The sequence below is a fragment of the Geobacillus subterraneus genome, from assembly GCF_001618685.1.
GTDB lineage: Bacteria > Bacillota > Bacilli > Bacillales > Anoxybacillaceae > Geobacillus > Geobacillus subterraneus.
The window spans coordinates 1515852-1530897 of the sequence record NZ_CP014342.1 but is presented as its reverse complement, the minus strand read 5'-3'; the positions used below and the strand labels follow the sequence as shown (position 1 = coordinate 1530897).

At 54.4% G+C, this 15046-nt stretch carries 12 protein-coding genes, 1 tRNA gene, 2 pseudogenes and 1 riboswitch; of the genes and pseudogenes, 2 read left to right on the top strand and 13 right to left on the bottom strand.

The window, feature by feature from the left end:
* Positions 1-152: 152 nt before the first annotated feature.
* The 8 genes from cobJ to GS3922_RS07455 form a co-directional block, all read right to left on the bottom strand.
* Positions 153-1898: a precorrin-3B C(17)-methyltransferase gene (gene cobJ / locus GS3922_RS07490; protein ID WP_063165829.1), complete on the bottom strand. Its 1746-nt coding sequence runs from the start codon at positions 1896-1898 to the stop codon at positions 153-155.
* Positions 1888-2712 carry an energy-coupling factor ABC transporter ATP-binding protein gene (locus tag GS3922_RS07485; protein WP_063165828.1) on the bottom strand — a complete coding sequence of 275 codons (825 nt, stop codon included), beginning with the start codon at positions 2710-2712 and terminating at the stop codon, positions 1888-1890. Before GS3922_RS07485 ends, cobJ begins: the two co-directional genes overlap by 11 nt.
* The gene (locus tag GS3922_RS07480; protein ID WP_063165827.1) at positions 2709-3437 is read right to left on the bottom strand and encodes an energy-coupling factor transporter transmembrane component T family protein; all 729 of its coding nucleotides are present in this window, start codon (positions 3435-3437) and stop codon (positions 2709-2711) included. The genes GS3922_RS07485 and GS3922_RS07480 overlap by 4 nt, the downstream gene beginning before the upstream one ends.
* Complete coding sequence (locus GS3922_RS07475) at positions 3421-3714, bottom strand: energy-coupling factor ABC transporter substrate-binding protein (protein WP_063165826.1); 294 nt, start codon at positions 3712-3714, stop codon at positions 3421-3423. The genes GS3922_RS07480 and GS3922_RS07475 overlap by 17 nt, the downstream gene beginning before the upstream one ends.
* A 4-nt stretch (positions 3715-3718) precedes the next feature.
* Positions 3719-4459, bottom strand: coding sequence for an energy-coupling factor ABC transporter permease (locus GS3922_RS07470; RefSeq protein WP_063165825.1), 741 nt, complete (start codon positions 4457-4459; stop codon positions 3719-3721).
* Positions 4460-4462: 3 nt separating this feature from the next.
* Positions 4463-4867 carry a (2Fe-2S) ferredoxin domain-containing protein gene (locus tag GS3922_RS07465; RefSeq protein WP_063165824.1) on the bottom strand — a complete coding sequence of 135 codons (405 nt, stop codon included), beginning with the start codon at positions 4865-4867 and terminating at the stop codon, positions 4463-4465.
* A gap of 180 nt (positions 4868-5047) precedes the next feature.
* Positions 5048-5239: riboswitch (cobalamin riboswitch) on the bottom strand.
* 60 nt (positions 5240-5299) lie between these two features.
* Positions 5300-5785: a ribonuclease E activity regulator RraA gene (rraA, locus tag GS3922_RS07460; protein WP_063167346.1), complete on the bottom strand. Its 486-nt coding sequence runs from the start codon at positions 5783-5785 to the stop codon at positions 5300-5302.
* A gap of 230 nt (positions 5786-6015) precedes the next feature.
* Positions 6016-6087, bottom strand: a tRNA-Gln gene (locus tag GS3922_RS07455).
* Positions 6088-6277: 190 nt separating this feature from the next.
* On the opposite strand from GS3922_RS07455, the gene GS3922_RS07450 reads away from it, so the two are divergent.
* Complete coding sequence (locus GS3922_RS07450) at positions 6278-7147, top strand: glycerophosphodiester phosphodiesterase family protein (RefSeq protein ID WP_063165823.1); 870 nt, start codon at positions 6278-6280, stop codon at positions 7145-7147.
* A 269-nt stretch (positions 7148-7416) separates the two neighbouring features.
* Here GS3922_RS07450 and GS3922_RS07445 read toward each other — a convergent pair whose 3' ends face one another.
* Both GS3922_RS07445 and GS3922_RS07440 read right to left on the bottom strand, forming a co-directional pair.
* Positions 7417-9573, bottom strand: a complete 2157-nt coding sequence (locus GS3922_RS07445; RefSeq protein ID WP_063165822.1) for a DNA topoisomerase III — start codon at positions 9571-9573, stop codon at positions 7417-7419.
* Between the two features lie 12 nt (positions 9574-9585).
* Positions 9586-10476 carry an aldo/keto reductase gene (locus GS3922_RS07440; RefSeq protein WP_063165821.1) on the bottom strand — a complete coding sequence of 297 codons (891 nt, stop codon included), beginning with the start codon at positions 10474-10476 and terminating at the stop codon, positions 9586-9588.
* Positions 10477-10565: 89 nt separating this feature from the next.
* On the opposite strand from GS3922_RS07440, the gene pepF reads away from it, so the two are divergent.
* Entirely contained in the window at positions 10566-12416 is a 1851-nt protein-coding gene (gene pepF / locus GS3922_RS07435; RefSeq protein WP_063165820.1) for an oligoendopeptidase F, read from the top strand.
* A 176-nt stretch (positions 12417-12592) separates the two neighbouring features.
* Here pepF and GS3922_RS07430 read toward each other — a convergent pair whose 3' ends face one another.
* The 3 genes and pseudogenes from GS3922_RS07430 to GS3922_RS17160 all read right to left on the bottom strand — a co-directional run.
* Positions 12593-14065, bottom strand: coding sequence for a nicotinate phosphoribosyltransferase (locus tag GS3922_RS07430; RefSeq protein WP_063165819.1), 1473 nt, complete (start codon positions 14063-14065; stop codon positions 12593-12595).
* An 82-nt stretch (positions 14066-14147) separates the two neighbouring features.
* Positions 14148-14579, bottom strand: a pseudogene (locus GS3922_RS07425) (cysteine hydrolase family protein); the annotation flags it as partial.
* A 63-nt stretch (positions 14580-14642) separates the two neighbouring features.
* A pseudogene (locus GS3922_RS17160) lies at positions 14643-15002 on the bottom strand (zinc ribbon domain-containing protein); the annotation flags it as partial.
* Between the last annotated feature and the right edge of the window lie 44 nt (positions 15003-15046).

Here is a 15046-nt window from a genome sequence, read left to right as displayed (position 1 = left end):
ATTTCCTCTCCTTATCTTCTTTTTTGCCCCATTGCGTTGGCTTTCGCGCTTTTGGCGCATCGCATCCATCTTGCGGTGAGCAACGGGAGTTGGCCCGCAGGCACATGCTTCATCGCCGGTTCCCTGCGCCATCCGCAGCAGTGCGTTTGCCGCTAGTCGCCGCAAGCCGCCGTTTCCACCATAGCAGCGGCCTTCGCTTCTTCATGGCGAAACCGGCCCACTTGTTTCACCCGACTGAAAAACTTATGAAACCGTTCGTTCGGGTAGGCATGTTCTTTGTATTGCTCGATCACCTCAGTCATGATGGCGACGATCTCTTCCGGCGGCAAGCCTTCGGCGACAAGCTGGCCGGGATGGGCGTTGCGGCCGACCGTTTTTCCGCCCAAAAACAAATCAAATTTTCCTTTTCGGTACACAAGACCGATATCTTCACGCACCGCTCCGTAGCACGCCATGCCGCAGCCGTTGATGCCAAGTTTCAGCTCTTTCGGCAGCGCCATCCCGCCGAATCGCCGCGCCAATTCCTCCGCGTACGGAATGGCGTCTTTTTTCTCCCCGTCACAAAAATCGCACGCTTTCACGGTCAGGACCTCGCCGACCGGCGTAACCGTCAACCCAGCGGCGGTCAGTTTAGCCACAAGTCCATCCGGGTCATCAGTCATCCGTTCGATTTTTATGTAATGATCTGGCGTGTACGTCATTTTTCCATCGGGGCCGACTGTCTCCGCTAGAACAAGCAACTGTTCCGCCGTGAACTGTTTGTTGGCCACCCCCGGGCTCACTGCCGCTTCAAACAGGACGGTTTCCGCTTTTCGCCGTTTACGGCTTTCAAGCGCCGCAAGCGCATCTTCGGCGGCTTCTTTCGCTTGCTGTCGCGCTATATGAACCACCGGCCGCTCGACCGCTGTCTGCCCGGCGACGGCGGTTGAACCGGCCATACTCGCCGGCCTAGCCGCCGTTTGCTGCGTTTCATCTGGAAATGGCGGGATGCCGGCTAACGCCAAGGAAGCCCGATTGTTCGAAACAGCTGTCCGCTTCCCTTCAACATCACCGGTTGCCTGCGGACTCATCGATTCTAACGCCCACGGCTCCGCTTCTTTGCGCAGCCGCTCGTGCGGTTTCAGCGGCTGGACGGCCGCGGTTAAATGGTATTTGCGTTGATAGCCGCGCGGCGTAATCATCAATCCGTCATGCACAAACGTCGTCGAATTGCCAATAATGACCGTCGTCAACATGCCGATTTCATGATCAAGCATATGGGCCAAATCGGTGAGCACGATCTGCTGGCGTTCGCGGTATGCGCTTTTCACAAGCCCGACCGGCGTCTCGGGCGCCCGGTGGCGGAGCAGGATGCGTTGCGCTTCCACAATTTGCCGCGTGCGCCGCCCGCTTTTCGGGTTGTACAACGCGATCACAAAATCAGCGGCCGCCGCCGCTTCGAGCCGTTTTTCGATCAGCGCCCACGGCGTCAAATGGTCGCTCAAGCTGATTGTGCACGCGTCATGCATCACCGGCGCCCCGAGCAGCGCCGCGCATGAATGGATGGCGGAAATGCCCGGAATGACTTCCACTTCAATCGGATCGTCTTTCGTCCAGCCTTTTTCAATCAGCACTTCGTAGACGAGCCCGGCCATGCCGTACAGCCCGGCGTCGCCGCTGGAAATGACGGCGACCGTCTTGCCGCGCTCGGCCCATTTCACCGCCGCTTGGGCGCGGCTTACTTCTTCGGTCATGCCGGTGCTGATGATTTCCTTTCCGGCGATCAAATCGCGCACAAGCTCAATGTATGTTTTGTAGCCAATGATGACGTCGCTTTCTTCAATGGCTTCGCGGGCCCGCTTCGTCATATGATCGACGCTTCCCGGGCCGAAGCCGACAATCAACAACTTACCCCCCATGCGTTTCCCCTCCTTTTTCTTCTGGCCATGGCCGCGGCATCGAGACTTCCTTCGGTCCCCACTCCTTCCAGAATCGAACAAACAGCGGCACGTCCAAACGGACAGCGAGCAGCTGACGGCGATCAGCAAAAACGTCTTCCGGTGCTCCTTGCTTGACAATCCGGCCTTCGTGCATGACGGCGACCCAATCGGCCCATTGCCAGACGAAATCCATATCATGCGTGGCAATGAGCACGGTCGTTCCCCTTTGATGAATGACATTGATTTGCCGCAAAAACTGTTTCGTTTGATGCTGGTCCAAATACGCTGTCGGTTCATCCAACACAAGCAAGTCCGGCTTTGTCACCATCGCCGAACAAAGCGTCAGCCATTTTTTCTGTCCGAGGCTAAGCTGGTGGGTGGGGCGATCGAGCCAATCACCGAGCCCGTATTCATCAACAAGCGTCGACAAAGCGGTTCTCATCTGTTCTTCATTGACCCCAGCGTGAGCGAGGCTAATCGCCAATTCATCGCGCACGAGCGGCGCAATCAGCTGATGTTCCGGATTTTGAAAAACGAGGCTGACTTCGCGCCGCCAGCGCCGCCAATCGGCCCCGCGTTCATACATGTTGCTCCCTTTCCAATACAGCGCGCCTGACTGCGCCCGCAGCAATCCGTTCAGATGAAGAAACAGCGTCGTTTTGCCGCAGCCGTTTGCGCCGATGAGCGCGTATTTTTTTCCTGCTGGAATTTCCCAATCAACCCCGTTGAGCACATCACGCGAGGAATCATAGGCATAGCACACTTGTTCCATCCGCAGCAGCAACTCTTTCACCCTTTCCACCAAATCAACCCGAGCAGCAGCACGATCAACGCGGCGCCGGCTGTCATGTCAATGGTGTGTGGTTTTGTTTCCAACGGCTGATGCCGATAGACAAACGAATCGATTCCCCCGCGAGCGGCAAGCGCACGCCCGAGCGCTTCGTACGATTGCCCGGCCTTCAGCCACAATTGGTACATAAGCATCCCCCCATGCCGCCAATGTGTTCCTCCATTGCGGGCGCGCAACGCCAGCCACAGCTCAACCGCTGCGTGCTCAAGCAAAAAGATGAAGCGGTACATCAGAAAACAAAGCTCGATGACTGCCGCCGGAAGACGGCAACGCCGCAGGACGGCAAACCATTCCGGCGCCGGCGTAGTGATCAGAAGGAAAAACAAACAAGACCACGCCGACAAAGAGCGAACGGCCAGTTCAGCGGCTGGCCGCAGCTGGCTATAGGCAATGGATAACCGAAGAGGAAAAGAAATAGAAACGATCATTGTCAATAAGCTGACTCCTAAAAAAACCGAAGCGGCGGCCATTGCTTTTCCATACAGTGAAAACGGGACACCGGCCCGGCCAATGATCCAATACGTCATCCCCGCCATCATGAGCAACTGTTCGCGCCAGCTGCTCATCATCCCAAGCACCAACAAGATCACCGCCATCGCGAACTTCCATTCCGCTCGCCACGTTCGCAGCCGATTGTCGTAGGCGAACCGATCAAACTCGCGAATCATGCCCGTTCTTCCGTTCCGATCGCCCTTTATACAGGCCGATCACGTAGCCGATGACGCCGGCGCCAAGAGCGGCTTGCAGCGAGAACAGCAGCGTTTCCACTTCGCCGCCCGGCGGGGTGAAAATCGATTCAAACCACGGCCGATAATGCGGAGCGAGCGTTTGAATCGCCCGTTCCGCCTGGTCGTCGGTGCCGCCAAATTCCGAGCCGCGCGCCCACCAAAGCGGAAGGAGGATCAACACCAAGACGAAAGCGAACAGCCACCGGTTTTTTTTCATCGAATCACGCCCCCTTTTCTCGTTGGAATAGCGGAGAGGCTTGGTATGAAGCAAGCCAGTTCCAGACCATCACCGTCAAAATGCCTTCTGTCACCGCCAGCGGCACTTGAGTGATGGCAAAAATACCGGCAAATTTCAAAAACGAAGCGAGCACGCCGCCCTCTGGGGCCGGAAATGCCAAAGCCAGCTGGACGGATGTGGTCACATACGTGGCCAAATCGGACAAACAAGCGGCCAAAAACAGCGCCATCCGCTGCGATACGAAACGGCGGCGATGCAGCTGATACACAGTAAACGCAACCAATGGCCCAACGACCGCCATCGACAAAGCGTTTGCCCCCAATGTCGTCAATCCACCATGAGCAAGCAGCAAAGCTTGGAACAGAAGAACCATCGTGCCGATAACAACCATCACCCATGGCCCAAACAACGCCGCCCCGAAGCCGATGCCGGTCGGGTGGGAGCTACTGCCGGTGACGGACGGAATTTTCAGCGCCGACAGCACGAACGTAAACGCCCCGGCCAATGCCATGAGCAGCTTTTGCTCCGGATGCTCTTTCAGCGTGCGGACAAGACGACGTAAACCAACCAAGAAAAAAGGAAGAAACAATCCCCACCAAAACAGCGCCCATTTCGCTGGCAAAAACCCTTCCATAATGTGCATCGCGTACGCTTCTTGTTCATTCGTCACGAAGAAATAACCCGCCAATAACGCCGCGATGGCAAGCCAACGTCTTGTTCGCATCGTTTATCGATTCACCTCCTTCTGTTCATTGGCCGTTTTCCGCTTCCCAACCGGCGCTTCGCTTTCCCCTGCTGGCGTCCATCTGCATCCTGCCTCCTCATCAAACTCATACGTCGCCCATTCGCGAATCGGCGCCCCTTCGCAAAGATGGATGCGCACCACCTCCCGCGCCTTTTCCGGTGTCATCAGCCGATACCAGACGCCATCCGGGTAGACGATCAGCACGCACGCGTCCTGGCAGCGGCCGTTGCAGCGCGTTCTTGTCGTATGAACGAGATCGTCCAATCCAAGGCGGGCGATCTCTTCACGCACCGCCAGCGTCACTTCCTCCCCGCCATGGCGCAGGCACGTCCCGCCGTTGCAAATCAACAGATGATGCCTCATTCCCCGCAAATCCCACGTCGCCATCCAATTCCTCCTTTTGCAAGATTGGTAGAAATGAAAACCTTTCAGCTTCGCTCAAAGAAAAATAAAAAAGCACCTCTAGCGCAGAGGTGCAGAAAAATGCGTACGAAGCCAAAAATAAGCCAAACGAAGCCTCATTCAGCCATCATTCTCCCGCACGTCTGCCTATATTCCCGTAGGCATCCGTCCGATGCAAACAAGGCAGGTCTCCTGACTTAGGATCATCGCTTTGCGGCGCCTTCCCGAAGAATCCTTCAGTGACTTGTTGCCGCAAAACTCCCCATCACAGTGGCGGGTACCGTGACGGCTTTTCACCGTACTTCCCTTTTCACCCAAGCCCTAAGCAGGCCGGGCACCTTGTTTGCCTTTCGCCAATATATACGCTGTCATGGAACAAGCATCCTTTTTCATCGTAGTACAACGATGGCTTCATCGTCAACCGTTTTTTTCCGACAAGTTCGTTCGCGCAATGACAATGCCATCTGCATCCGCATACACATACGCGCCTGGCTCCCAACGGACGCCGCCAAATTCAAGCACGACATCGCGGGCGCCTTTTCCCTCTTTTTTGCTTTTCACCGGGCAAGTGCCAATGGCCATCACGCCAATCGGCATCGCGCTGATTTCTGCGGAATCGCGAATGCAGCCGTGAATGATGACGCCAGCGAGCCCTCTCTCGCAGGCGATTTGCGCCAATCGGTCGCCTAATAGCGCGACGCGGCGCGACCCTTTTCCGTCAACAACAAGCACCGTGCCCGGCGGCACCGTCTCGAGCGCTTCGCGGACAAGCACGTTGTCTTCAAACACGTCAACAGTGGCAATCGGTCCAGAAAACGCCCGCTTTCCGCCGTACGATTGGAAGGCAAGTTCGCACACTTGCAGCTCGTCAAGAAATTGATCGCATAAATCAGCCGTTTTCATCATCATTCCTCTCCCTTCGTTCGTTTTACATTCGCCACCATTCGTCAAAATCCTGCTGCCGTGACGATTTTTTAGCAACCATTCGTTAACTTCGCATCGCGAATGGCATCATCCGCCTCTTTGTCCTACCGGCGTGGAACTGCTTTCAGACGAAAAAACGGCCCCGTGCCGAAGTGGCAGAGACCGTTTTTGCCAGCCAAAGGCCGATCCGCCCTAGCCGGCTTATTCAGCTGGGCTAGCTGGATTCGAACCAGCGCATCACGGAGTCAAAGTCCGTTGCCTTACCGCTTGGCTATAGCCCAACGTCTTTGTTGTCACTTACAGTATGCAGCAAGAGGTCTCCCTTTATGCATCAAAACGAATATCATTTTGCAACAGGCGGCAAAATACCGATAAGGATTCATGTTCCGCACGTTTTACCACATCTTCATCATCTCTTCACAATCGCTTCATTCCAATAAGGTATGATGCAAACAGAAAGGGGGAACGACGTTGCGCCGAATATGGCTCTATGTCGGATTCCTGTTATGGCTGCCGCTAGGCTTAGCTTCTTCGGCTGCTCCACAGCCGTCTGTCGCCCGTGAGCCGATCATCATCGCCCATCGCGGCGCTTCCGGGCATGCACCGGAACATACACTTGCCTCCTACCGGCTTGCCGGCCGCATGCACGCTGATTATATTGAGGTTGACGTGCGGATGACGAAAGACGGAAAGCTCATCGCCATGCATGATACAACGCTCGCCCGGACGACGAATGCCGAAACCGTCTACCCTCACCGTTCACCGTGGCACGTTGGCGATTTTTCGCTCGCCGAGCTGAAGCGGCTTGATGCCGGCTCGTGGTTTAGCAAGCGCTTTGCCGGCGAACCGATCCCGACCCTTGAGGAGATCATACACACGTTGGAAGCAGAACGAATCGACGCCCCTTTGTATATTGAATTAAAGCAGCCCGGCATCGAAAAAGCGGTCGTACAGCTACTGCAAAAACATCATGATTTACAGCGCGGCCGCATCATATTTCAATCATTTCATCCTGAGAGTTTGCAGGCGCTAAGGCCCCTCACCCCGCGCGGCATTCCGCTCATTCAGCTCATCGGAGAACGCGAGACGGCCCGTATCAGCCCGGACGAGCTGCTAGAGCGGGTCGCCGTCTATGCCGATGGCATCGGCTTGCCGCTTTCGCTCGCCAGTAAAGAGTGGGTGAATGCCGCTCATAGCCGCGGGCTCATCGTGCATGTCTATACCGTCAATGCACCGCACGATCTGGCGCGCCTATGCGCCATGGGCGTGGACGGGATCTTTACCGACTATCCCGACCGCCCAGCTCGCATCGCCGCTTGCCGCCGGCCGCCCGACCATTGACTAGCCTTCAGGGAGACGGCCGGGATTTTTGTTTACATAATACTATTATTGTTTAAAAGCAAAATCGTTTCCATCTGATCCGATTCGGTGTATCATTTATGAAAAAGGAGGCCGGATCATGCGGTTCGGTTTTGCCGCGCCAAGCGAGCCGGAGCGGTTGATGGAACGGGTTCAAGAGCCGCAAACGGAGTAACCGGCAAAAAAAGCGGGACGCCATCGGTCCACCCTTGGGTCAGGCGTCCCGTCCCTATTTCCTCTGTTGCCTTCCGTCACCGTTTTGGAAACTGAAAAGACAGCTTCTTGTCGTTTTCATCCCACACAAGGACAGCGTCAAACGTTTTTCCGCCTTTTTTGAATCCTTTGATGACATTTGTTTTTCCTTGTGCCAGCAGCTTTTTCACATTCGCCGCCGAAATCGATTGGCCGAGAATGCGTTTGGAGATCGTAAACGAGCATTTTGTTTTCGCGTACTGGTCACAGCCGTACAACGTTCCTTTGTCGATGACGGTTCCGCCGCAAAGCGGGCAGCGCCCGAGCGGCTCACCGACCGTTTTTTTCGTTTTCGTCCGCTGGATCGAAGCGGTGTCAAGCCCGCTGAAATTCCAGCTTGGCGCAGCGGCGATGGCATCGGTGACCACTTTTTGCGCCAGCTTTTTCACCTGTTCCATAAACGCAGCCGAGGAGGCCGTTCCTTCGCCAATTTCGCTTAAGCGCTGCTCCCATTTCGCCGTCATTTCCGGCGAGGCGAGAATCGTGCCGCCGAGCGCCTCGATCAATACTTTCGCCTTGTCGGTCGCATAGACAAGGTTATTTTTGACTTCAATATATTTTCGTTCCTTCAGCATCGTAATGATCGCCGCCCTTGTCGCCTCCGTGCCGAGCCCTTCCGTTTTGGCGAGCACTTTTTCAAGCGCTTCGTCATCTAAAAACTTTCCGGCTGTTTTCATGAGCGTAATGAGCTGCCCTTCCGTATACCGTTTCGGCGGCTCCGTTTTTCCTTCCTTTACTTGGACGTCCGCCACTTTGCCCGCTTCACCTTGACGGAGCAATGGAAGCACCGTTTCCTTTTCCTCTTCATGCGGGCGAATAACCGCGCGCCATCCTTCCTCAATGACTTGTCTTCCTTTCGTGATGAAACGAGCCCGTCCATCAACCAACGTCGCAACCGTCGTATAGTCGATGATCGCCGCCTGGTAGTGGGCGGCAATCAAGCGGCGGACGACTAAATCATACACGTTCCGCTCGTCGGATGACAGCTTTTCCGGATCAATGACTTGTTCGGTCGGGATGATGGCGTAATGGTCAGTCACTTTCTTCTCGTTTACATAACGTTTATTGTGTAAAATGGAGGGATGCGGCACCGGAAAATACGAAGCGTACGCCGGAAACGACGACAGCTTTTGTAAAATGGCCGGGAACGTTTCCGCCTCTCCCCTAGTCACATGCATCGAATCAGAGCGCGGATAGGAGACGATGCCTTTTTGATAGAGCGACTGCAGCACATCGAGCGTTTTTTTCGGCGAAAAGCGGTACAGCTTGTTCGCCGTCGCCTGCAGCGTCGATAAATTGAACAAGGGCGGCGGTTGAAACGTTTTTCGCTCCGTACGGACGGCGGCGACTTCCGCCCGCTTCCCGCGGCAAAAAGCCGCGATCTGTTTCGCCATTGCTTCGTCCTTGAGGCGCGTTTGGCCGTTTTCATCCGTCCATTTTCCTTCATAGCGCTTATCGCCGATGACAAACGAAGCGACGACTTCCCAAAACGGTTCAGGGCGAAACTGTTCAATTTCCCGCTCGCGCCGGACAATGAGAGCCAATGTCGGCGTCTGCACGCGCCCGACGGAGAACACATCGTTCATCCCGCGCTCCTTCAGCAACAAGCTGTAGGCGCGCGAGGCGTTCATGCCGACGAGCCAATCGGCGCAGGCGCGGGCGTACGCTTCTTCATAGAGCGGGCGCGTCGTTCGCTCATCAAGCAAACGGCGAAACCCTTCCTCGATGGCCTTCGGGGTTAATGACGACAGCCAAAGCCGCTTGATCGGTTTGTGGACGCCGCTCAGGCGGATCACGTTGCGCACAATGAGCTCCCCTTCGCGCCCGGCGTCTCCTGCATGGATGATTTCCGTCACTTCCGGCTTCCGCAGCAGTTCTTTCACAATGCGAAACTGCTTCGCTTTCGCCTTTTCCACTTCGTATTCAAACCGTTCGGGAATGATCGGCAGCGCCTTCAGCGACCACCGCTTCCATTCCGGGCGGTACCGCTCGGGCGGGGCGAGTTGGAACAAATGCCCGATCGCCCATGTCATGTACGCCCCATCCGGAAACAAGTCGTTTGGCAAAATCTCGATATAGCCTTGTCGTTTTTTCGTCCGGAAAATCGAGGCGAGCGTCGCCCCTTGATCCGGTTTTTCCGCGATAATGATTTTCATCGGCTTCTCCCCTTACGGCACCTCATGCCCCATCGAACTTTGCAAAATGGCGAACCATTGCTCACGGGAAAGCGGCAAAGACAACGCCCGCACCGCCCGGTCGATGCGTTCTCGTTTCCCTGAGCCGACAATCGGCATCATTCGCGCCGGATGAACAAACAGCCACGCGTACAGCACTTCATCGACCGTCTCGGCGCCAAGTTCCTGCCGCACTTGTTCCAAGGCGGCTCGCAACCGCACCGCCCGGTCATCGTTAGCGGAAAAAATCGCTCCACCGGCTAGCGGCGACCATACCATCGGCGGCATCCGCTTCTCCAAGCAAAGATCGACCGTGCCGTCTTCGAGATTTTCCAGCCGGTACGCGGATACTTCGATTTGATTGGTGACAAGTGGAAACGGCAAATACGACTCAAGCATCGAAAGCTGTGAACGCTTAAAGTTCGAGACGCCAAAATAACGCACTTTTCCCTCCCGTCTCAGCTTCAAAAACGCCTCGGCCACCTCCTCCGGGTTCATGAACGGATCCGGGCGGTGAATGAGCAGCACATCGATATAATCGGTGCGGAAATTCCGCAGCGACTGCTCGACCGAAGCGATGATATGATCTTTGCTTGTATCATACGACTTCATTCCGTATTTCGATGGCAGCTTAATGCCGCATTTCGTCACGATCTCCATCTGGCCGCGCAAGCTTGGCTTTAACGCGAGCGCATCGCCAAAGCGCGATTCGCACGTGTAGTTGCCATAAATATCGGCATGGTCAAACGTGGTGATGCCGCGCTCAAGGCAAAATTCAATCAGTGAAAGCAGCTGCCCGGCCGAATAGCCCCAGTCGGCAAGCCGCCAACAGCCGTGAATGACGCGGGAAAAAGATAAGTGATCTGCTAATTGAACTCGTTCCATCATCCTCTTCCTTTCTTCTTTTTTGGCTAAAACGTTCCGGTTTGCACATACTACAGACGAGAGGAAAAAAACGGAAAGGATGTGATCGCATGAAGCGCCGGCTCGTTTCGCTGTTCGCGATGTTTCTTTTTGTCATCCCGTGGCCGACGTCAGCTGCCGAAACGGCATACGAATGGAATTTGGCCGATATTTATCCGTCCGAAGCGGAATGGATGCGCGACTATCAGGCGGTGAACAGCGCCTTGCCGAAACTGGAAGCCTTTGAAGGCAAACTCGACGATGCGAAAACGATCGCCAAGCTGTTCGCCCTAAACGAGCAAACAGCCCGCAAGCTTGAAAAACTGTCCCTTTACGCCCATTTAAAACGCGACTTGAACATCGAAGACACCACAGCCGCCCGGCTTGGGGCGAAAGTGGAAGCGCTCGCCGCCCAATATGCGGCAAAGACCGCATTTATCGAACCGGAGCTGCTCGCCCTTCCGGAGCGGACGCTCAAGAAGCTGCAAAACAGCGAACCGCTCAAGCCGTATCGTTATTACTTCACCGAACTGCGCGAACAAAAGCCGCATACGCTCACCAAACGCGAGGAACGGCTGCTCGCCAAACTATCACCGGCTCTTGGCGAGGCGGAAAACATTTATGACCACGCTTCCCGCGGCGACTACGAGCCGCCGTCTGTCCGCATGCCGGACGGAAAAACAGTGACGCTGACGGACCATAACTATGCCGCCCTCCTTCAGCATCGCGACCGCCGTTACCGAAAAGCCGCGTTTGAAGCGAAAGCCAAAAGCTATGAGACGCTCGAACAGACAGCGGCGGCGACGCTGTACGCATCCGTCAAAGCGGACGAGCTGTATGCCGACGTACGCCGCTACCCGTCCGGCCTAGACGCCGCACTCGCTGCCGATGATGTGCCAAAGGAAGTATTTGACAACTTGATCACCGCCGTCCATCGCCACTTGCCGGCGCTTCATCGTTATATTGAACTGCGAAAACAAGCGCTCGGTCTCGACCGTGTCCATAGCTATGACTTATATGTGCCGCTCGCTGGCGAAACGGCGGAATCCATCCCGGTTGAGACGGCAAAAACACTCTTGTTGCAAGGACTTCAGCCGCTTGGTGACGACTATATCGAACATGTGCGCCGCGCGTTTGCCGAACGGTGGCTTGATATTTACCCGCGCCCGAAAAAATACAGCGGCGGCTACAATACGGGAGCGTACGACACCCATCCGTTCATCTTGCTCAATTACAACGGTTCGCTTGACAGCGTGTTGACAATGGCCCATGAACTTGGACACGCCATGCATTCCGTGTACACGAACCGCACACAGCCGTACCATTATTCCGGCCATTCGATTTTCACCGCGGAAGTGGCCTCCACCGCCAATGAATGGCTGATGCTTGATTACTTGTACAAGCAGGCGAAAACAAAAGAGGAAAAGCTCCGCCTGCTGATCGAACAAATCGAACAAATTCGCGGCACGCTGTACACGCAAGTCATGTATTCCGAATTTGAGCAGCAAATCCATGATCACGTGCGCCAAGGAGGCAGCTTGACGGCCGATGAGCTCAACCATCTTTGGCTTACATTGCTCAAAACGTATTACGGCCCGGCATATGCCGCCGACCCGGGAGCCGCACGCGGCTGGCTGCGCATCCCCCATTTTTATGACGCATTTTATGTATACAAATATGCGACTTCCCTCGCCGCCTCGTATGCTATCGTCAGCGGGATTCAAACTGACAAAAGCGGCGAGGCAGTGAGACGGTATAAACAGTTTTTGCGTTCCGGAACGTCAGACGACCCGATCCGCCTGCTCAAGCGAGCCGGAGTGGATATGACACGCCCTGAACCGGTCGAGCGCGTCTTGCGCCATTTCGCCAAACTCGTTGACGAACTGGACAAACAGCTGCAAAACCAACAACCATCACCGTGATACGGAAAAGTGCCCCGCTTCACCGCGGGACACTTTTTCCATGACAGCGCCATTCTCTCACCTCTCCTTCGACGGGGGCTTGTCTCTTATGACGGCAAAACGCCTTGTGACGGTATATTCCGCTTTTGAGACGATGCCAGGTTCCGTTTTCACAGCGTTGAAACAAACGCAATCGTTCACTCGTTCGCCGATGGGTGCGCAAGCTTTTCTTTCACTTTGCGGATGTTTTCCATCTTATTGTCCCAGCACGCCTGGCTCAAATCGACCGGATATTGCTCGGGGTTGAGCGTTCGTTTGTACTCCTCCCAAAATAAGCGCAAACTCTTCTTCGCGTATGCCTGAATATCGGAAAGCGGCGGCGATGTGTAGACGAGTTTGCCGTTGTCAAAAATCGTTTCATGCAAATCGCGCGCTTCAAAATTGGTGACGAATTTGCTGATGAACGTGTACACCGGATGGAACATTTTCAGCCGCTCTTCTTGCTGCGGGTTCTCGCTTTCTAAGGCGATGTAGTCGCCTTCTGCTTTATGATTGATTTTATTGACGATGCGGTACACCCGCTTCAGCCCCGGCGTCGTCACTTTCTCCGGGTTGCCGCTAATTTTGATCGTATCGACCATCTCGCCGGCTTCGTTTTCGATCGCCACCATCTTATACACCGCGCCTAACGCCGGCTGGTCGTATGCCGTGATCAGCTTCGTGCCGATTCCCCACACATCGATTTTCGCCCCTTGCGATTTCAAGTTTAAAATCGTATCTTCATCCAAATCGTTCGAAGCAAAAATTTTCGCGTTCGGGAATCCAGCCTCATCAAGCATTTTCCGCGCTTCTTTTGACAAATAGGCCAAATCGCCGCTGTCGATGCGAATGCCGATAAAATTGATCTGATCACCAAGCTCTTTGGCGACGCGAATGGCGTTCGGCACCCCCGATTTCAACGTATCGTACGTATCAACAAGAAATACGCAGTCCTTATGGCGGCGTGCATATTTGTGAAATGCTACGTATTCATCCTGATACGCTTGAATCATGGAATGCGCGTGCGTCCCGGCGACCGGAATGCCAAACAGCTTGCCGGCCCGCACGTTCGATGTCGCTTCAATCCCGCCGATATACGCCGCGCGCGCTCCCCACAGCGCCGCGTCCATCTCCTGCGCCCGCCGGCTGCCAAACTCTAAAGCCGGTTCGTCCCCGAGGATATGTTTAATGCGCGACGCTTTCGTGGCGATGAGCGTCTGGAAATTGATGATGTTTAAAATCGCCGTTTCGATGAGCTGCGCCTCCGCAAGCGGCGCCTCAATGCGCATAATCGGCTCGTTGGCAAAGACGATTTCCCCTTCCCGCATCGAACGAACCGTCCCGGTAAAACGAAGCGTCCGCAAATAGTTCAAGAAATCGTCGCGGTAGCCAAGCTCATTGCGCAAATAGTCGATATCGCTGTCGGAAAAACGAAATCCCTGCAAAAACTGTATTACGCGCTCAAGCCCGGCAAAGACGGCATAGCCGTTGCCAAACGGCAGCTTGCGAAAAAACACCTCAAACACGGCCCGGCGCTCATGCATCCCGTCTTCCCAGTAGGTTTCAACCATGTTGATTTGATATAAGTCCGTATGGAGCATTAAACTGTCATCGGCATATTTTTCGTTCATGAATGCAGAACCCCCAACACACAAATGACTGCGCCGCCAAATTACAACCATTTTCACCGTCTATTCTATCACGTTTTCCCCATTATTCCACTATTTCTGCACCTAGCGTATGGCAAAAATGACGCAGCGCCCACTCATGGCCGGCCGCGTCAAAACTCGCGACCGCCCGCCGGTGGACGACAATGCGAAAGCCTTTGTTGTACGCATCGACTGCCGTATGAAGGACGCAAATATCCGTGCAGCAGCCGACCAAATGCACTTCCGTGATCCCTCGTTCGCGCAATTTCAGTTCTAAATCGGTCCCGGCGAACGCGCTGTACCGCGTCTTGTCCATCCAGTACACATGTTCTTTATGCTTGTTCGCCTGATATACTTCCTCGAGCTCCCCGTATAGCCTCCGCCCTTTCGTCCCTTCGATATTATGCGGCGGAAACAGCTTTGTTTCCGGGTGATAATGATCTCCTGCCGTATGCTTATCAATGGCAAATACAACAAAGTCGCCGTGATCAGTGAACTACCCCCACTTAATTTTCTAGCGAAAATTTGAAGTGGGGGCTTCCAAAGAAGTTTGACTGCTTCAAGCAATCCTTATTCTTTGAGGCGTGTCCACTTCGCCGCTAGAGCATAAGACACTCAGGTCTACAGCTTTACTTTTCTTTAAGATGTTTAATGCGCCATTGACATCAGCATTAATTAGTTTGCCAGACTTTGTTCGATACAAGCCGCGCTTAATACGTTTGCCGCTGAACTTATATTCTTTTGGATTGTCGGCATTATATTCAGGAATCTCATCGCCGTCAAAAAAGCTGGCTTGAGACGTATATGATTCTTCCTGTTTCAAGAATTCAATGCCGTAAAATTCACAAAGATATTCTAGTTTTTCTTTTATGTTACCGAGAGGAATATTGACAAAGTTTTGATTTGTCTTTTTTCCTAGAAGGCCGGTGAAAAAAGTACACCCTGAGGCAGGGATTTAGGGGG